We start from the raw sequence: 18,354 nt of genomic DNA on the forward strand, positions 1-18,354 counted from the left end.
TTTGTTATAATGCCATAGTTAAGCAGCAGGTCCAATATAAGCAAAACGCGGTATAGTATTACCGTCTTTTTCTATTGTTTCGTTAAACATGCTTAATGGGCGCGCCCATATACCAAATTCACCATAAAGTGCTTGGTAAATCACAAGTTGTTCCTCAGTTTCGCTATGGGTGGCAACGTGAATAACTTTATATTGCGGGCCTTTGTAGTGTTGGTATATGCCTGGTTTTAGGGAAAGTGGTTTTATTGCTGTAGTCATGTTTTGATCTCTTGTATAATTTGGCTTTGCACTTTTAATGTTAACTAATTTGCCAATACTATGAACTATATTTCTTTAGATGATTACAAAAAGGCGTGGGTTTTTCGCCACAAAGATTTACCTGTATCTGATGAAGACGCAGCAAAAATAAAGCCTATGAGCGACGAGCGCGCAGCCGTACTTTGGACAACCATGGTGAGCCGTGAGTTTGATCACCCCGATTTTTTTGAAGACACCGATTGGTGTGGCCAAGAAAAAAGCTTTAGCCAAGAAGTAGATTGGCAAGATGCGTGGGAAAATGGTGATGCGCTACCACCAGAAGCAATCTTAACGTTTTTAGATTGGGAAGCTAACACCACGGTTTATTTTTGTATGGCGCGCGATAATATTATCGAAACGACGTTTGATGTATTTAAACGCAATTGGCAAAACTTTATGTTTTTAGCTGATGGCAGTTTATTGATTGGTAAAAAGCGTAATACGGTTGTGCAATTTTTAGAATCAGGTAAAGCAAAATTAGGTGAAAAGCCAAGCGCCTAAAATAGTGCGCTGCGCTTAAAAAATTTTCAATACTGTGTTATAAAACATTTACCTGAATATTTTTGAGTACAGCTTTTGGTCGCTAAAAATCAGTCACTTGGTGCTCAGCAGCAAGTTGAAATTTGGCAAACTGATGCACAAAAAGTGTTGTATGCACAATTGTGTAATGCGTTTTATCAGCGTGAGGTTCAGCGATTAGTTGCAGAGCCTAATGCCGATAAACTGCGCCGCCAGTTAAAAAGCCTACCTTATTATATTGAGCGAGCTGCAACGTTAGTTGCCAATGGTGACACGCCTTTTACGCTTGATGCACAAAATGGTACGTGGCTCGAAAAGCAAAAACCGACCCCACCCGATGTGAATGTTCAAGCTAATGAACTTTTTTACCAAACCTATGCCAAAGTGGGGCTTATTGTGCCCGTTATATTGCATGGCTACGATCAGGTGCGTCTTAGAATAGACAGTATCGATCAGTTAGGTGAAAATAAGCTGCATTGTAACGAGCTTGGTTGGTTTGATTTTTTAGGAAATGAACTAGAGCAGCAAAATGCTCAGCTAATAAAGCCAAGTAAGGTGAGTTTAACCGCTGCATGTTGCGGGCATCAGTGGCAGTTTTCGAAGCGTTGTATGCCACGGGTTTTATCACTACGCGAAATGCTTTTAGCGGGTAGTATTAATTGGCGTAATTTAAAGCGCCCCTTAGCGTATTAAAGTTAAGGTATTTGGAATTTAAAATAAGGAGTGTTAAATGCGTATTTTTCAAGTTGGCTTACTGTGCTTAGCACTGTTTGTACAATACAGGTTATGGTTTGGTCATAATGGTTTACAAGACTACACACGACTAAAAAGTGCTGTAACGTCGCATCATCAAACCAACGAAAAACTCATTAAACGTAATAAAGTACTTAAAGCAGATATTGAAGACTTAAAGCTTGGCCAAGAAGGCATTGAAGAGCGTGCACGCAACGAATTGGGAATGATTAAACCGGACGAAACATTTATTCGTGTTTTACCGGGCAAACAATATGACAAATAAACAGACTATTGCAGCAATTGTACCTGCTGCGGGTGTTGGCAGTAGAATGCAGCACAATGCGCCTAAGCAATATATACAATTAGCCGGTAAAACCATTTTAGAACACACCTTCGCTAAACTTTCTCAATTACCTCAATTACGCACTATTGTTGTTGCCCTTAGCGACAGCGACCCCTATTTTGACGAACTCCCACTGCTTGATAATCGCATTGTGCGAGCCAGTGGCGGGAAAGAGCGTGCAGATTCAGTGCTCAATAGCTTGCTTTTTTTAGCGCCTAACCCACCAACATGGGTATTGGTGCATGATGCTGCTCGTCCATTAGTTAATATTAGTGATATAGAGCGTCTGATTGACGAATGCATAAACGCTGATGAAGGCGGTATTTTAGCTAGTAAAGTAAAAGACACTATAAAACGTGGTCACACTCATGCCCTACAAACTGTGCCACGAGACGATTTATGGCAAGCCCTTACCCCGCAATTTTTTAAATATGACGAGCTTAAAAATGCACTGCAAAATGCATTAGCAAGCGGGGCTACTATTACCGATGAAGCCAGTGCAATTGAGTGGGCGGGTAAACCGGTTAAGCTTGTAGCAGGTCGTAGCGATAATATTAAAATAACCACGCCAGAGGATTTAGACCTGGCTGGGTTTTTATTACATAAACAAAAAAACGAGAGTGGATTATGATACGAATTGGCCATGGTTTTGACGTACATAAATTTGGCGGCGAAGGCCCGCTAACTATTTGTGGTGAAAAAATTGATTACCCACAGGGCTTTTTAGCGCACTCAGATGGTGATGTTGCTATTCATGCATTATGCGATGCTATTTTAGGCTCACTTGCAATGGGTGATATTGGTAAGCACTTTCCAGATACGGCAAGCGAGTATGAAAATATCGATAGCCGTATTTTACTTCGCCATGTGGTGGGCTTAGCTAAAGAGCAAGGTTATGTACTTGGTAATGGCGATGTGACTATTGTTGCACAGGCGCCAAAAATGTTGCCACATATTCAAGCTATGCGCGCTAATTTAGCCAGCGATTTAAATTGCGACCTTAGCCAAATTAACGTTAAAGCCACTACTACCGAAAAGCTAGGCTTTGAAGGGCGCAAAGAAGGTATTTCTAGCCATGCAGTGGTTATTATGAGTAAAGAGCTTGCGAGTACAAAAAACGCATGAGCGATTTAAATTATTTATACGGTGCACCGCTTTCTAAAGCTGATTTTAAAACCACAGCTGAAGACTTTATGGTTGATGAAGACCTAGGTATAGAATTTACCGGCAGTGGCGAACACGTGTGTTTGCAGGTTGTTAAAAAAGGCGAAAATACGCAATACATTGCAAAGCTAATTGCACAGCGTGCGGGTGTTTCACCGCGAGACGTAAGTTACGCCGGCATGAAAGATCGCCACGGGGTGTGCTCACAGTGGTTTAGTGTAAAAGTACCAATTAAAAAGCCTATCGATTTTAGTGATTTAAATAGTGAGAGTATTTTTATTGTGTCGCAACAGCGCCACGACCGTAAGTTACGTACGGGCTGCCACAAAGGTAATAAATTTACTATTACGCTTCGTAACGTAACCAAGCCTCTTGATATTTTATGCCGTATTAACGCAGTACGCGCAGGCGTGCCTAATTACTTTGGCGAACAGCGCTTTGGGCATGGCGGTCATAACTTAGTTATGGCTGAAAAAATGTTTGCCGGTGAGCGTATTCGCGATAAAAAGTTGCGCGGTATTATTATTTCAGCAGCACGGTCGCATGTATTTAATCAGTTAGTGAGCTTACGTGTAAAAGAACATGGTTTAGCTAAAACAATGCACCGTGAAGTATTTATGCTCAGCGGCAGTAATGCATTTTTTGAAGATGCAATTAATGACGAAAACATAGAGCGATTAGCCACTGGTGATATTATGATGTCGGCACCTATGGTGGGTAAAAGTGAAAAAGGCTTAACCGAACAAGAAAAAATATGGCTTGAACCTTTCCAAACATGGTGTGATGGTTTAGGTGAGTTAGGCCTTAAAAATGAGCGCCGAATGCTGCGCTTAATTCCACAAAACTTAACCGTTGAAACACTTGATGAAACCACACTAAAACTAAGCTTTGGTTTGCCAAAAGGGTGTTTTGCAACTGCATTATTACGTGAGCTGGTGGATTACACTGATGCTAGCCCTCGAGAGCGCAAAGAAAAGGATAATGGCATAAATGAAGATACTGTTAAGTAACGATGATGGCGTAAATGCCAAAGGCATTGCGGTTTTATATCAGGCGCTTATACAAATTGCAGATGTAACCCTTGTTGCACCTGATCGCAACTGTAGTGGCGCAAGTAATTCTTTAACACTTATGAATCCGCTGCGAGCGACTACACTCGAAAATGGTTTTATGTCAGTTAATGGCACACCGACTGATTGTGTACATTTAGGTGTAAATCAGTTAGCTGATGAAAAGCCAGATCTAGTTGTTGCAGGTATTAACCATGGTGCCAATTTAGGCGATGACACGCTTTATTCCGGTACTGTTGCCGCTGCGACTGAAGGTCGCCATTTAGGTCTGCCTGCAATTGCGGTATCGCTTTGCTCACATAATGGCGATCATTTTGAAACAGCCGCTGCTGTTACCGTAAATATTATTAAAGGCTTGGCTTCGCACCCGCTGCCAAAAGATCAAATAATAAATATTAATGTGCCAGATATTCCATTAAGTGAATTAAAAGGGGTGCAAGTAACACGCCTAGGCGCTCGCCATAAAGCCGAAACCATGACTAAGCAAACCGATCCTTGGGGTCGTGATATTTATTGGTATGGATCGCTAGGGACTGAAAGCGATGCAGGAGAGGGGACCGATTTTCACGCTATTAATAATGGCTATGCCTCAGTTACGCCATTAAGTGTTGATATGACAGCAAAAGATAGCTTAAAAGCAGTAGGAGAGTGGTTAGCCGATTTGGAGATTAATCGTGCTCGCTAATTATACCCGCAGTGCAAAAGCGCTGTCTGACTTACTAAAGCGTGAAGGTGTTGAAGATACCCAAGTACTCAGTGCTATAGCTGATATTCCGCGCCATATTTTTATAGATGATGTGCTAAAACACAAAGCCTATGAAAATACAGCGCTACCTATTGGACAAGGGCAAACAATTTCTCAGCCTTATATAGTAGCGCGCATGACAGAGCTACTTCGTTTAGCTGGTGTGCGCGATAAAGTATTGGAGATTGGCACTGGCTCTGGCTATCAAACTGCAGTATTGGCCAAAACGTTTACGAAGGTTTACTCGGTAGAGCGTATTAAAACACTTCAGTGGCAGGCAAAAAGACGTTTGCAACAACTCGATTTATATAATGTAACCATGAGGCATGGTGATGGTTGGCAAGGCTGGCAATCACAAGCGCCGTTTGATGGTATTATAGTGACTGCTGCGGCCTCTAAAGTTCCGCAAGATTTACTTGCTCAGTTGGCCGATGGTGGCGTGTTATTAGCGCCCATTGGTGAGAGCGTTCAAAAATTAGTAATGGTTATCCGCAAAGGCGATAATTATAAAGAGCATGTTATTGCTCCCGTTAGATTTGTGCCGTTAGTACCTGGCGATATTGAATAGGAATTCATTTTGAAGTTGTTTACCAAGTTATACGATATGGCCCTAGTGTGGGCAAAACACCGTCATGCGGAACGTTACTTAGCTGCGATGAGCTTTGCAGAATCAGTTTTTTTCCCGATACCACCCGATGTAATGCTTGCACCTATGTCACTTGCACAACCTAATAAAGCATGGCGATTTGCAAGCTTTGCTACGATAGCATCGGTTATTGGTGGGGTGGTTGGTTACTTGCTTGGCTTTTGGCTATTTGAACCCGTTGTAGAGCCATTGATTGCACAAATGCACTGGCAAGAAAAGTTTGATATAGCGCTAAACTGGTTTAAAGATTACGGTGTTTGGGTGGTGTTTTTAGCTGGTTTTTCGCCAATACCATACAAGGTATTTACGATTGGCGCAGGTGTTTTACAAATGGCATTTTTGCCATTTTTAATAACATCAGCTATTGGACGCGGTGCGCGATTCTTTTTAGTTTCAGCCTTAATGAAGTGGGGTGGAGCTCAAATGGAGCGAAAATTACGTCAGTATATTGAAATACTTGGTTGGGGATTAGTGGTATTAATTGCGCTAGCTTACTTTTTATTACGTTAAGCGTTAAAAATATCAATTTTCTAATTTAGGGGAAAAATACAATGAATAAACAGTGTTTACTGTATGTAGCTATATTTATTAGTATTTTTCTCTTTGGTTGCTCTTCTCGCCATGTTCCTGCACCTGTTAGTAGCTTAAATAATAATGTTAATGATTTAGGTCATACTATTAACATTAATGGGACTAGCTATAAAGTACAAAAAGGAGATACGCTTTATTCTATTGCCTTTAGTGCTGGGCAAGACTTTAGATTACTTGCAAAAAACAATTCAATTCCATCACCTTACACAATCTTCCCTGGGCAAAACATCTCCCTGATCCCTAAGCCCGAAAAAACAAAAAGGGATGAAAATTATACGAATTCGAGTAAAAAGTCTATAAAAAAATCACAAAAAAATAACAAAGTTTTAAAGAAAGAACTTGATCCTCCAAAACAACGAGAGTATGTTCAGAAACAAGCCAGTAACAAAATTAGTAATACTAAACGTTTGTCGAGCAGTAAGGTTAAGTGGTTTTGGCCTGCAAAGGGTAAAATTACTAAACGCTTCTCTAATAAGGAAAACGGTTATAAAGGTTTACAGATTACTAATAGCAAAGGGGCTTCAGTCTTAGCTGCGGCACAAGGAACTGTGGTGTACGCGGGTAACGCCCTTCGAGGTTATGGTAGTTTAATCATATTGAAACATAATGATGATTACCTAAGTGCTTATGCACATAACTCGAAATTACTTGTTAAAGAAAAGCAGAAAGTTAAGGCAGGACAAAAAATAGCAGAAATTGGTAATTCAGAATCCCCGGTCACCGCGCTTCGCTTTGAAATTCGCTACCGAGGGCAAGCTGTCAATCCTGCTAAATACCTACCCTAATTTTCAGGTATTGATAATTGCTCGGGAGAAGGCTCATGGCTAGCGCAGCAAAACTTGACAAACACACTACGACTGACGAAAAATTCGATGACATCGATGTTGATGAAAGCACAGCTCTACTAGATAAAGTAGAAGACGATGAAATCTTTGCTAAAGAAGAAGTAACTAAAAATCTTGACGCAACTCAACTTTATTTAGGCGAAATTGGTTTTTCTCCTTTGCTTAGCGCTGAAGAAGAAGTGTTTTTTTCTCGCAAATCACTTCGAGGCTGTGAAGCCTCACGTAAACGTATGATTGAAAGTAACTTACGTTTGGTTGTTAAAATAGCACGTCGTTACAATAATCGCGGCCTTGCTTTACTTGATTTAATTGAAGAAGGTAATTTAGGCTTAATTCGCGCAGTTGAAAAATTTGACCCTGAGCGTGGATTTAGATTCTCTACTTACGCTACATGGTGGATACGTCAAACAATTGAACGTGCCATTATGAACCAAACGCGTACCATTCGCTTACCTATCCATGTAGTTAAAGAGCTTAATGTTTACCTGCGTACAGCGCGTGAGTTAACTCAAAAACTTGACCATGAGCCAACAGCTGACGAAATTGCAGCTTGCCTAGACAGACCCGTTGAAGACGTTACTAAAATGCTACGTTTAAACGAAAGAATTGCATCAGTAGACATGCCTATTGGTGGCGAAAACGACAGTGTACTACTTGATATCATCCCAGATGAAAAAAGTGCTGGCCCTGAAGGCGAAGTACAAAATAACGATATTAATAAACATATTGTAGACTGGTTAGGAGAATTAAACCCTAAACAACGTGAAGTATTGGCACGTCGATTTGGATTGCTTGGCTATGAGCCATCTACACTTGAAGATGTAGGTCGTGAGATAGGCTTAACACGTGAGCGTGTAAGACAAATTCAGGTAGAGGCATTACGTCGTTTAAAAGACATTTTGCAACAAGAAGGTTTAAGTACAGATAGCTTGTTTAATCAGTTTTCGTAACTAGTTAAATAGTATAAGAGACTATGTGTGTTAAAAAGCCGAAGAATTTATTCTTCGGCTTTTTTTATGCTTGTAAATCAGATGATATAAATTACAACAATGCTTTTAGTTTATATAACAAATCGTGCGCTTGGCGTGGTGATAAATTATCAGGGTCAATTGCACTTAACTGCTCTTCAACTTCAGAAGGTGTACTTTGTGCAATTTCGTTATTAAAAGTAAAGGCTTGTTGCTCTGTATTTGGTGCAGTAACGCTTTGATGATTTTCAAGTAACTTAAGTTTTTGCTTTGCTTGTGCAATCACAGCTTTTGGCACACCTGCAAGAGCGGCTACTTGTAAACCAAAGCTTTTGCTTGCTGCACCGTCGAGAACTGTATGCATAAATGCAATCGTGTCGTTATGTTCTATTGCATCAAGGTGCACGTTTACAAGGCCTGTGGTTTGCTCAGCAAGTTCTGTTAATTCAAAGTAGTGCGTAGCAAACAATGTTTTAGCAGATATTTTTGATGCTAAATGATCGGCTGTTGCATACGCAAGCGAAAGCCCATCGTAGGTACTTGTACCGCGACCAATCTCATCCATTAATACTAAAGACTGCGCAGTCGCATTATTTAAAATCGTTGCTGTTTCGGTCATTTCTACCATGAAGGTTGAACGCCCTGATGCTAAATCATCGCTTGCACCAATACGTGTAAATATACGGTCGATATTACCAATTTTAGCGCTGTCAGCGGGCACATAACTGCCAATATGCGCCATGAGAACAATAAGTGCTGTTTGGCGCATATAAGTTGATTTACCGCCCATGTTTGGACCGGTAATAATTAGCATTTTACGCTGAGAATTTAACTCTACAGGGTTGGCAATAAACGGTTCTTTCATTACTTGCTCAACAACAGGGTGACGACCTTGTTTAATGCTTATATTGTCGTTATCGCACAATTGTGGTTTTGCATAATTGAGTGCAAATGCACGCTCAGCTAAATTGTTTAAAACGTCCAGATCAGCCAGTGCTGCAGCCATCATTTGTAATTGCTCAATATGCGGAGCAATAAATCTAAATAGCTCTTCATATAATTGCTTTTCAAGCGCGAGAGCTTTTGATTGGCTACCGAGTACTTTATCCTCGTGTTCCTTAAGCTCTGGAATAATGTAACGTTCGTTATTTTTAAGCGTTTGGCGACGAATGTAGTCGGCTGGAACCAAGTGCGCATTAGCTCTACTTACTTCAATAAAAAAGCCGTGTACTCGGTTATAGCCAATTTTTAATGTACTAATGCCTGTACGTTCACGCTCGCGTTGTTCAAGCTGCTCAAGTACATCGGTTGCACCTTTACTTAAGTTACGCCATTCATCAAGCTCACTGTTGTAACCAGGGGCAATAACGCCACCGTCACGAATTAGTACCGGTGGGTTATCGATAACTGCACGTTCTAATAATTCTTGTAAATCAGGGAGTTCAGGCGAGTGCTTGATAATACCTGCTATACGAGGATCGTTAGCGTCAGCTAACAAAGTATGCAGTGGTGCAAGTGCTTGTAGAGCACTGCGCAGGCGAGTTAAATCGCGTGGGCGAGCTGTGCATAAAGCTAGGCGTGCAATAACACGCTCTACATCACCAATCTCTTTTAATGATTCGTGTAATTCACCGCAAAGTTGTACGTCTAAAATTCCACTAATTGCATTTAAACGTGAGTTTAGCTCGTCTTTATTACGAATGGGTGTATGAATACGACGCTTAAGTAAGCGAGATCCCATTGGCGTTGCTGTTTTATCAAGTACTTGAGCAAGTGTATTTTCAAACCCGCCCGATAGATTAACGGTAAGCTCTAAATTTTTACGTGTTGCGGCATCTAAAATAACAGCGTGTTCGTTATGCTCAAGTGTAATTGCACGAATATGCGGCAGTGAGATACGTTGTGTATCTTTTACGTATTGCATTAAACAACCTGCAGCAACAAGCGCGCTGTGGGCTTTATCTACCCCAAAACCCACTAAATCCTTAGTACCAAATTGATCGCATAATAAGTGCTGAGCCGTATCTAAATCGAACTCCCATTCTGGGCGACGGCGGGCACCTTTTATATGTTCAATTAAATGAATGTTCTCAAAGCTTTCACTATACAGAAGTTCTGCTGGTGATAAGCGTTGAATAGTTGAGCTAAAGGCTTCGTCGGTATTTACTTCGACAATATTAAAACGACCAGAGTTAATGTCTAAATAAGCAATACCGTATAAGCCTTTTTTACTTTGCCAAACACTGGTCAGTAGATTGTCTTGTCGCTCTTGTAAAAGCGCTTCATCAGAAATTGTACCGGGTGTAACTATACGCACTACTTTTCGATCAACGGGGCCTTTACTGGTTGCGGGGTCACCCACTTGTTCACAAATAGCAACTGACTCGCCCATTTGTACTAAGCGAGCTAAGTAGTTTTCTACCGCATGATAAGGTACGCCCGCCATAGGGATAGGATCACCGCCAGCTTTACCACGATGAGTTTGCGAAATATCGAGTAATTGAGCGGCGCGTTTAGCGTCATCAAAAAAAAGTTCGTAAAAATCGCCCATACGATAAAACAATAAAATATCGCGATGCTCTGATTTTATTTTTAGATACTGCTGCATCATAGGGGTTTGTTGTTTTATAGTGTGTGGTGCATAAAGATCAAACGACATGTATTTACCCAAAGGCTGAATATGGAATTACATCAAGAGATTAAAACACTTGCTGCGCAATTAGGCGCTATTTTAACGGATAAATGCTTATGGATCACTACTGCTGAGTCATGTACTGGTGGCGGAGTGAGTTATGCGCTTACCGATACACCTGGAAGTTCAGCTTATATCGACCGTGCATTTGTCACTTATAGTAACCAAGCAAAGCAAGATTTGCTCAATGTTAGTGCTAGTACATTAAATCAATACGGTGCTGTGAGCGAGCAAACAGTCCATGAAATGGCAGTAGGTGCTATTAAAGCAACAAACGCTAATATATCTATAGCTGTATCGGGCATTGCAGGGCCTGGCGGGGCAACAGAAGGTAAACCTGTTGGACTTGTATGGTTTGGCATACAAATTAATGACAAAGTACTGACCTTTAAACAAATATTTACTGGTGATAGGGCTCAAGTAAGACTGCAAGCTATTGTATTTGCATTAAAAAGTGTAATAGATGAGATAAAATGAAAAAATTAGCTTGATACTGTGATTTCATACAGTATACTTGTTCGCATTAGCTGGATTGGAGAACAAAATGAACGATAACAAACAAAAAGCGTTAGACGCAGCACTATCACAAATTGAACGTCAATTTGGTAAAGGCTCAATTATGAAATTGGGTGATAACAAAGCGTTAAACATTGAATCTGTATCTACAGGTTCACTAGGTATTGATATTGCCTTAGGCATAGGTGGCTTACCTATGGGACGTATTGTTGAAGTGTATGGTCCTGAGTCATCTGGTAAAACAACGCTTACTTTACAAGTTATCGCAGAAGCTCAAAAAGAAGGTAAAACATGTGCCTTTATTGATGCTGAGCATGCTCTTGATCCTGTATATGCACAAAAACTAGGTGTAAATATTGATGACCTTTTCGTATCTCAACCTGATACAGGTGAGCAAGCACTAGAAATTTGTGACATGTTAGTACGTTCAAGCGCAGTAGATGTTGTTATTATTGACTCGGTTGCTGCACTTACACCAAAAGCTGAGATTGAAGGCGACATGGGCGACTCGCACATGGGCTTACAAGCACGTTTAATGTCACAGGCATTACGTAAGCTTACTGGTAATATTAAACGCTCTAACACATTATGTATTTTCATTAACCAAATCCGTATGAAAATTGGTGTTATGTTTGGTAACCCAGAAACAACAACGGGTGGTAATGCACTTAAGTTTTACGCATCGGTACGTATTGATATTCGTCGTATTGGTTCTGTGAAAGAAGGTGATGAAGTTGTTGGTAACGAAACCCGCGTTAAAATTGTTAAAAACAAAGTAGCGCCGCCATTTAAACAAGCTGAATTTATCATCATGTATGGCGAAGGTATTTCTAAGCAAGGCGAGTTAATTGATTTAGGTGTTAAGCATAAAATTGTTGAAAAAGCAGGTGCTTGGTACAGTTACAGTGGCAACAAGGTTGGCCAAGGTAAATCTAACTCAATTAAGTTTTTGAAAGAAAACCCAGAAATTGCAGATGAGATTGAAGGTAAGTTACGCGAAATGCTTTTACTAAAAGCAACTATTGAACCTGAAGACGGTGAAGATAAGTTAGGCGACGATCCAGACCTTTAAACTGCACCCAAATGAGTTTTTAAGCTTGATTTGACCCGAGCTTTGAAAAGCGCTAATCAGTAATGATTAGCGCTTTTTTGTTATTAAAAACTTACATCAGGTTAGATAAAATAAAAACGACACATTAAAAATGTGTCGTTTTTTAATTCAATAGAAAAAAATCTAGAGTCTTTAATTAATCAAATATATTTATAATTGCCAGTTTACAGATAGGGCGTAGTTACGAGGTGCACCGTAGTAACCTTGTGCCCAGTACAGGCTGTGCAAATATTTTTCACCGGTGGTGTTATTTACGTTGAAAGTGACTCCTACGTTATCTGTAATTTCGTAAGTGGCCATTAAATCAAGTAACCCGTATGCATCTTGGTGAGTAGTGACGCTTGCAATACCATTTGCACCTTCGACTTGAACTCGGCTAGTTGAATCCTGCCAGCGATAGTTTGCACCAAATGATAAACCATCAACTAAAGGTACTTGGTAGGTTGCGGACACTTTAAGTTGATTTTCAGGTGTGTAATCTTTAACTAAATCATCACCATCAATAGTTAGGTTACTAAAACTTACACTTGCGCTTAAATCATCAGTTATTCGACCACTTAGTTCAACTTCAAAGCCGTTGCTGTTAATACCATCTGCTGCATAATAACGCGTATCACTAGGTAGTGAGTCGGGTAAAGCTATGGCAAGCCCTTCCTGCTTTGCATCGAAGTAAGCAAAAGTTACGAAAATTTGGTCATCAAGTAACTGTGCTTTTATACCAACTTCACTACTTTTACCTATTACGGGAGCTAATTGGTTGGCATTAATATCAAGCTCTTTTTGCGGTACAAATGTTTCTGTGTAGCTTGCATAAGCTGATAGAGACTCGTTAAAGTCGTACACCGTGCCAATATAAGGAATAACTTCAGAGTCGCTTCTTGTTTGTTCAACACCGTAAGCACTCCCTTTTGTTTTCCAATCGGTATAACGCACACCAGCGAGCACACTTAAAGGCTCACTTAATTTAATGCGAGTAGATATGTAAGCTGATTTTTGCTCGTTAGTAATATCACTACCATCTAAGCCATCAGCAAGTGTTGCCTCTGGTACTACACCATCCCACGTTTTAAGTGATGGCATATCTGGAAAACCATTGCCTGTAGTGTAATCGTAAAGAGACTGCTCGTTGTAATCCATTTTAGCTTGGCTAACACCAAATGATAGGTCGTGCTCTTGGCCAAATAAATCAAACTTACCACTGGCATATAAATCAAATAAGTCATGCTTATCTTCGTAATCATAACGGCTAGCATAACCTGTTAAACCAAGTTCAGTATCTTTATCAGGGGTGCCGTATACGTAGAACAACTCTGAGTCTTGTTCGTTTTCGATGTGAGCATAACGTGCTCTAGCTACCCATGTTGCCGATAAGTTTTGTTCAAGTGTTACATATACTTGCTCAGCACTGTTATCCCAGTAAGACCAGTCAGCAGCGGTGCTGGTTGATTCGTCGTAATCGGTTGCTGTTCCGTCTGTATAATAAAGAGGTAGTGCACCCCATAGCGGGCTATCTGCGTCTTTTTGTTGGTTAACGTAGTTAACGCTTAATAATGTGTTGTCTGTTAATTTGCCTTCGTAGGCTAAGTAAACAATGGTTTTATCTGTTTCGTAGCGATCTAAATATGAGTCAGCTTTTTGCTTTGTAAATACAGCGCGTACAGCGTGGTCTTCATTTATTGGCGTAGATACATCTAAATCTAAACGTTTTTTATTCCATGAGCCATAAGATGCTGATGCATTTGCCTGTGTTGTATAAGTTGGCTTTTTTAAAACCATGTTTACAGTTGCAGAAGGATTACCAGCGCCAGTCATTAAACCATTAGCACCGCGAACTATCTCTACACGGTCATAAATTGATGTATCAAGACTACCTTGAATAGAGCCTGAGCTTTGTGGGATCCCTAAGCCATCAACTTGAAAGTTCGTAATTTCAAAACCACGGGCCTTAAAGTAAGTACGATCTGTTTCTATTTGCTCTACTGTTACGCCTGGCGTGCTTTCAAGTACTGAGTTTATGTCGTCTAGTGAAAAGTCGTCCATTAGTGCGCGTGAAACTACCGAGATTGATTGTGGTGTTTCTTTAATTGTTAAACCTAGTTTGGTAGCCGATTGCGCTTCTTCAGTAATGTAGTTTTTATGATGCTGACCATATACCGCAATTTTTTCGAGAGGTTCAGATTTTACATTTGCCTCATCAGCAAGTGCATAACCAGATAAAATTAAAGAAGTAGCAAAGCTTAGTTTAGATAAACGCAAAACTTGAGGGGACGACATAAGTTTTTCCAGTTAGTTCAAAAGAAGTACGTAACTTAATCTAAATGATATCGATTTGCAATTGTGTTTAATGTTTTTATCAATAATAATTCTATTTTTTTGGATTTTAGCGCCACATATAAAGATTTTGGGTACGAATTGATGAATTATATAGAACTCAATCTCGCTTATAAAAAAAGCGGCCTAGGCCGCTTTTTAAAGTAGTTAGCTTTTTAGCTATTAAAAAGAGTATTTAACAGAAAACTGTAAGCGGTCTAAATCGCCATCAACGCCGCTTTCAGTTTCACGCTCAGCATGCTTTAGCTCAGCACCAAAAGTTAGACGTTTAACCGGTGAGTATAGAATGTTAGCGCTATAGCTTTGGCTTGATTCAGTCGGATCACCAGAAATAGCTAATAAATCAGTGTTGTTATCAGCACTGAAGAATGAATATAAGAACGTTGAACGCCATTGGCTTGTCCACTTGTGCTGGTAAGCAACAAAACCAGAAGTCGAATCAATTGCATCTAGTTCATCGCCATTAAGTACTGCACCGTGAGCAACGTTTAAGCCTACGTAACGGCCTAAGCCTTTACCTTGAGTAAGCATAAATTTAAGGTTGTCTTCACCAAGGTTTATTTTACCTGATGCACTAATACCAAAAGAAGTTTCATCTGCATCAACACTGCCTACTTTATAAGTAAGTTGGCGAGCAAGCGCTGCAACCACAATGTTACCCCAATCGGCTTTGTGTGTGTAACGAGCTGTAAAGTCAGGCAATGATGCATCATCAGTTACTACCATACCGCTAGTAGTAGAAATTGTACTTTCTGGGTTTTCTAATGAAAACGACCATGCGCCAGTGGTGTATTTAATTTGCGATTGACGCACGAACACAGTACCCTCAGCAGGGCCTACAAAATCAAGCGTTTCAGCAAGCGCCCCCACGTTTTGGAAGTTAGACCATGTTTGACCAAATAACCAACCATCGTAAGTCACAAAGGCATGGCGAATACGCGGGGCGTAAGAATTTGAAACTCGCTCATTACCGCCAGCAGCCGAGGCCAAAAAGTCAATTTCAATTTTAGTATTAACGGTTTTACCGTTATCCATAACAGTGGCTGTGCCAAAGTTAAAACGTGACTCACGAGCATGCATATCAAATACAGCATCTGAGCTGTTGTCATCGCCAACTGTTAACGTACTTGGTACGTAAAAGTCACGACCTACGTTTGAGCCTGCAGGCGCACCCGCTGAATAATCACTCCACATAGAGTCGAGTTTAATGTATCCACCGTAAGTAAATTCCGTATCACCAATTTTTGCGGCAGTCGCTGCATAAGCAGTGCTTGATAGTGCACATAATACAGCGCTTGCTGCTAATGTTTTTAATGGGGTAAATTTCATTGTGGTGTCCTTTATAGGCTACTTGTTGTTTGTTGCTTTTTTTTTCATGTAAGGTTGTATTACTTGCTACTAGTATTACTTACGAATAAAAAAGGGTGTTAGTTTGGCTTCTCAATACACATATTGTTTTCATTCGTTAAATAAAGCTTTAGCAAGTAATACCGCAAATATCTTTATTAAAGTGCACAAACACTTTTGAATATGTGCAATATTTACTCAATTACCTATTGGTCTATAAGACTAAGGTTTTAGAGTTGATTAGTTTGCATTTACTTACATTTAACGCGTTGTATTATTTATGTAAAAAAATTGAAAGCAGGTGGATTATAAACTACAAATGAGCAAATTGGAGTAGAGTACAACTAAGGTCTAATACTTAATAAAGTACTGCTGAGTAATCCTTGATAAAAGCTTAAGGCAAGTAATTTAAATGGAGACGAAGATGTCACAAAGTATCTATCCAGTTCCTGCGCATATTAAAGATGCGACTCTCATTGATAAAAATAAATATAATACGCTTTATAAGCAATCTATTGATGACCCAGAAAGTTTTTGGCGTGAGCATGGCAAACGCCTCGATTGGTCTACTCCTTACACTAAAGTTAAAAACACCTCTTTTGATAAAGGCCACATCAGTATTAAATGGTATGAAGATGGCTATTTAAATGCGTCTTACAACTGTATTGACCGCCACTTAAAAACGAAAGCAGACAAAATTGCGCTTATTTGGGAAGGTGATGATCCTTCTCAAAGTGAGAACATTACTTATCAAAAACTTCATGACGAAGTGGCTAAATTTGCCAATGGTTTAAAAAAACTGGGTGTACAAAAAGGTGACCGCGTAGCTATTTATATGCCAATGACCCCACAAGCGGTGTATGCAATGCAAGCTTGTGCACGTATCGGTGCTATTCATTCTGTTGTATTTGGTGGTTTTTCACCATCGGCTATTGCTGATCGTATTAGAGATTCTGGCGCTAAGGTTGTTATAACTTCTGATGAGGGACGCAGAGCAGGAAATTGTGTTCCATTAAAAGCAAATGTAGATGAAGCGGTAGCGCAAGAAACTGTAACCACAATTGAACACGTTATTGTGCACCAATTAACAGGCGGTGAAGTTGATTGGAATGACCATGATATTTGGTGGCACGATTTAGTTGCTGACTTACTAGCAAAGTGTGAGCCAGAGCCTATGAACGCTGAAGATCCTTTGTTTATATTGTATACATCAGGTTCTACTGGTCAGCCTAAAGGTGTTGTACATACTACAGGTGGCTACTTAGTTTACTCATCAATGACACATGAATACGTATTTGATTTAAAAGAAGATGATGTGTATTGGTGTAGTGCCGATGTAGGTTGGATCACAGGCCACAGTTACATTGCGTACGGGCCATTAGTAAACGGTTGTACTCAGGTTTTATTTGAAGGTGTCCCCACTTATCCAACTGCAGGGCGTATGGGCGAAGTAGTTGATAAACACGGCGTTACTATTTTATATACCGCCCCTACAGCAATTAGAGCACTAATGGCTAAAGGTGATGAGCCTACAGCTTCGTCACATCGCGATAGTTTACGTATTTTAGGTTCAGTAGGTGAGCCAATAAATCCAGAAGCGTGGACATGGTATTACGAGAGTATTGGTAAATCTAATTGCCCGATTGTTGATACATGGTGGCAAACAGAAACCGGTGGCATTATGATCACACCACTTCCGGGCGCTACTGATACAAAACCAGGTTCTGCAACACATCCATTTTTTGGTATTGCCCCTGCATTATTTGATGCTGAAGGTAATACACTCGAAGGTGCCGTAGATGGTAATTTAGTTATTTTAGATAGTTGGCCATCGCAAGCTCGAACTGTTTATGGCGACCATGAACGTTTTGAACAAACTTATTTTAGCGCCTACCCAGGAGTTTACTTTACAGGCGATGGTTGTCGTCGTGATGAAGATGGTTATTACTGGATCACAGGTCGTGTGGACGATGTACTTAATGTGTCTGGGCACCGCCTTGGTACTGCCGAAATTGAAAGTGCGTTAGTTGCGCATGAAGCGGTAGCAGAAGCTGCTGTTGTAGGTTACCCGCATGATATTAAAGGCCAAGGTATTTATGTTTACATTACGCCTAACGAAGGTATAACAGTAAGCGATGAATTAACTAAAGAGGTACGTAATTGGGTTCGTAAAGAGCTCAGCCCAATTGCATCTCCAGATATGATTCAATGGTCACCGGGTTTGCCAAAAACACGTTCAGGCAAGATTATGCGTCGTATTTTACGTAAAATCGCTGCAAATGAGCACCAACAACTCGGTGATACGTCAACGCTTGCCGATCCTTCAGTTGTCGATGAACTAATCGAGAACAGATTAAATCGTTAAATGTGCGTTAAAAACTTGATTACAAGTTGATTCTAAACGTAGTATATCGGCTGTCAGTAAAGGTTTTAA

General features: G+C 40.2%; 18 protein-coding genes. 14 read left to right on the forward strand and 4 right to left on the reverse strand.

What is annotated here, in order from left to right; translation table 11 throughout:
• Positions 1-18: 18 nt before the first annotated feature.
• Positions 19-258 (reverse strand): DUF1653 domain-containing protein, encoded by a 240-nt coding sequence (locus H5115_RS11040; RefSeq protein WP_182755271.1) that lies wholly within the window; start codon positions 256-258, stop codon positions 19-21.
• 60 nt (positions 259-318) lie between these two features.
• Between H5115_RS11040 and H5115_RS11045 the strand changes: the two genes are divergently transcribed.
• The 11 genes from H5115_RS11045 to rpoS all read left to right on the forward strand — a co-directional run bounded on the left by H5115_RS11045 (position 319) and on the right by rpoS (position 7,905).
• On the forward strand, positions 319-798 hold the full coding sequence (locus H5115_RS11045) for a DUF2947 domain-containing protein (RefSeq protein WP_002958965.1): 480 nt from the start codon (positions 319-321) through the stop codon (positions 796-798).
• Between the two features lie 75 nt (positions 799-873).
• Complete coding sequence (locus H5115_RS11050) at positions 874-1,509, forward strand: hypothetical protein (RefSeq protein ID WP_182755273.1); 636 nt, start codon at positions 874-876, stop codon at positions 1,507-1,509.
• 37 nt (positions 1,510-1,546) lie between these two features.
• Positions 1,547-1,834, forward strand: a complete 288-nt coding sequence (gene ftsB, locus H5115_RS11055) for a cell division protein FtsB (protein ID WP_182755275.1) — start codon at positions 1,547-1,549, stop codon at positions 1,832-1,834.
• Positions 1,824-2,525 (forward strand): 2-C-methyl-D-erythritol 4-phosphate cytidylyltransferase, encoded by a 702-nt coding sequence (gene ispD / locus H5115_RS11060; RefSeq protein ID WP_182755277.1) that lies wholly within the window; start codon positions 1,824-1,826, stop codon positions 2,523-2,525. The genes ftsB and ispD overlap by 11 nt, the downstream gene beginning before the upstream one ends.
• Positions 2,522-3,019, forward strand: coding sequence for a 2-C-methyl-D-erythritol 2,4-cyclodiphosphate synthase (gene ispF, locus H5115_RS11065; RefSeq protein WP_024604077.1), 498 nt, complete (start codon positions 2,522-2,524; stop codon positions 3,017-3,019). Before ispD ends, ispF begins: the two co-directional genes overlap by 4 nt.
• Positions 3,016-4,068, forward strand: coding sequence for a tRNA pseudouridine(13) synthase TruD (truD, locus tag H5115_RS11070; RefSeq protein ID WP_182755279.1), 1,053 nt, complete (start codon positions 3,016-3,018; stop codon positions 4,066-4,068). Before ispF ends, truD begins: the two co-directional genes overlap by 4 nt.
• Positions 4,049-4,813 carry a 5'/3'-nucleotidase SurE gene (surE, locus tag H5115_RS11075; protein ID WP_182755281.1) on the forward strand — a complete coding sequence of 255 codons (765 nt, stop codon included), beginning with the start codon at positions 4,049-4,051 and terminating at the stop codon, positions 4,811-4,813. The genes truD and surE overlap by 20 nt, the downstream gene beginning before the upstream one ends.
• Entirely contained in the window at positions 4,803-5,441 is a 639-nt protein-coding gene (locus H5115_RS11080) for a protein-L-isoaspartate(D-aspartate) O-methyltransferase (RefSeq protein ID WP_182755283.1), read from the forward strand. Before surE ends, H5115_RS11080 begins: the two co-directional genes overlap by 11 nt.
• Before the next feature lie 9 nt (positions 5,442-5,450).
• Positions 5,451-6,029, forward strand: a complete 579-nt coding sequence (locus H5115_RS11085; RefSeq protein ID WP_182755285.1) for a YqaA family protein — start codon at positions 5,451-5,453, stop codon at positions 6,027-6,029.
• Positions 6,030-6,070: 41 nt separating this feature from the next.
• A complete protein-coding gene (locus H5115_RS11090; protein WP_182755287.1) occupies positions 6,071-6,895 on the forward strand; it encodes a peptidoglycan DD-metalloendopeptidase family protein in 825 nt (274 codons plus the stop codon).
• Between the two features lie 35 nt (positions 6,896-6,930).
• Complete coding sequence (gene rpoS, locus H5115_RS11095) at positions 6,931-7,905, forward strand: RNA polymerase sigma factor RpoS (RefSeq protein WP_182755289.1); 975 nt, start codon at positions 6,931-6,933, stop codon at positions 7,903-7,905.
• Between the two features lie 91 nt (positions 7,906-7,996).
• On the opposite strand, the gene mutS is transcribed toward rpoS, so the two are convergent.
• A complete protein-coding gene (gene mutS, locus H5115_RS11100) occupies positions 7,997-10,582 on the reverse strand; it encodes a DNA mismatch repair protein MutS (RefSeq protein WP_182755291.1) in 2,586 nt (861 codons plus the stop codon).
• 21 nt (positions 10,583-10,603) lie between these two features.
• On the opposite strand from mutS, the gene H5115_RS11105 reads away from it, so the two are divergent.
• Both H5115_RS11105 and recA read left to right on the forward strand, forming a co-directional pair.
• Positions 10,604-11,092: a CinA family protein gene (locus H5115_RS11105; protein WP_002958953.1), complete on the forward strand. Its 489-nt coding sequence runs from the start codon at positions 10,604-10,606 to the stop codon at positions 11,090-11,092.
• A 67-nt stretch (positions 11,093-11,159) separates the two neighbouring features.
• The gene (gene recA, locus H5115_RS11110; RefSeq protein WP_002958952.1) at positions 11,160-12,203 is read left to right on the forward strand and encodes a recombinase RecA; all 1,044 of its coding nucleotides are present in this window, start codon (positions 11,160-11,162) and stop codon (positions 12,201-12,203) included.
• Between the two features lie 189 nt (positions 12,204-12,392).
• On the opposite strand, the gene H5115_RS11115 is transcribed toward recA, so the two are convergent.
• On the reverse strand, positions 12,393-14,516 hold the full coding sequence (locus H5115_RS11115; RefSeq protein WP_182755293.1) for a TonB-dependent siderophore receptor: 2,124 nt from the start codon (positions 14,514-14,516) through the stop codon (positions 12,393-12,395).
• A 219-nt stretch (positions 14,517-14,735) separates the two neighbouring features.
• Positions 14,736-15,902 carry a DcaP family trimeric outer membrane transporter gene (locus H5115_RS11120; RefSeq protein WP_024600614.1) on the reverse strand — a complete coding sequence of 389 codons (1,167 nt, stop codon included), beginning with the start codon at positions 15,900-15,902 and terminating at the stop codon, positions 14,736-14,738.
• Positions 15,903-16,344: 442 nt separating this feature from the next.
• Between H5115_RS11120 and acs the strand changes: the two genes are divergently transcribed.
• Complete coding sequence (acs, locus tag H5115_RS11125; protein ID WP_182755295.1) at positions 16,345-18,285, forward strand: acetate--CoA ligase; 1,941 nt, start codon at positions 16,345-16,347, stop codon at positions 18,283-18,285.
• Positions 18,286-18,354: the final 69 nt, after the last annotated feature.

The organism is Pseudoalteromonas sp. SR44-2 (assembly GCF_014163745.1).
Lineage (GTDB): Bacteria > Pseudomonadota > Gammaproteobacteria > Enterobacterales > Alteromonadaceae > Pseudoalteromonas > Pseudoalteromonas distincta.

Coding starts and splice junctions, on each gene's coding strand:
- ispF (WP_024604077.1), top strand. CDS start 2,522: ATGATACGAATTGGCCATGGTTTTGACGTACATAAATTTGGCGGCGAA.
- recA (WP_002958952.1), top strand. CDS start 11,160: ATGAACGATAACAAACAAAAAGCGTTAGACGCAGCACTATCACAAATT.
- H5115_RS11090 (WP_182755287.1), top strand. CDS start 6,071: ATGAATAAACAGTGTTTACTGTATGTAGCTATATTTATTAGTATTTTT.
- ispD (WP_182755277.1), top strand. CDS start 1,824: ATGACAAATAAACAGACTATTGCAGCAATTGTACCTGCTGCGGGTGTT.
- H5115_RS11105 (WP_002958953.1), top strand. CDS start 10,604: ATGGAATTACATCAAGAGATTAAAACACTTGCTGCGCAATTAGGCGCT.
- ftsB (WP_182755275.1), top strand. CDS start 1,547: ATGCGTATTTTTCAAGTTGGCTTACTGTGCTTAGCACTGTTTGTACAA.
- truD (WP_182755279.1), top strand. CDS start 3,016: ATGAGCGATTTAAATTATTTATACGGTGCACCGCTTTCTAAAGCTGAT.
- H5115_RS11115 (WP_182755293.1), bottom strand. CDS start 14,516: ATGTCGTCCCCTCAAGTTTTGCGTTTATCTAAACTAAGCTTTGCTACT.
- rpoS (WP_182755289.1), top strand. CDS start 6,931: ATGGCTAGCGCAGCAAAACTTGACAAACACACTACGACTGACGAAAAA.
- mutS (WP_182755291.1), bottom strand. CDS start 10,582: ATGTCGTTTGATCTTTATGCACCACACACTATAAAACAACAAACCCCT.
- H5115_RS11120 (WP_024600614.1), bottom strand. CDS start 15,902: ATGAAATTTACCCCATTAAAAACATTAGCAGCAAGCGCTGTATTATGT.
- acs (WP_182755295.1), top strand. CDS start 16,345: ATGTCACAAAGTATCTATCCAGTTCCTGCGCATATTAAAGATGCGACT.
- H5115_RS11045 (WP_002958965.1), top strand. CDS start 319: ATGAACTATATTTCTTTAGATGATTACAAAAAGGCGTGGGTTTTTCGC.
- surE (WP_182755281.1), top strand. CDS start 4,049: ATGAAGATACTGTTAAGTAACGATGATGGCGTAAATGCCAAAGGCATT.
- H5115_RS11040 (WP_182755271.1), bottom strand. CDS start 258: ATGACTACAGCAATAAAACCACTTTCCCTAAAACCAGGCATATACCAA.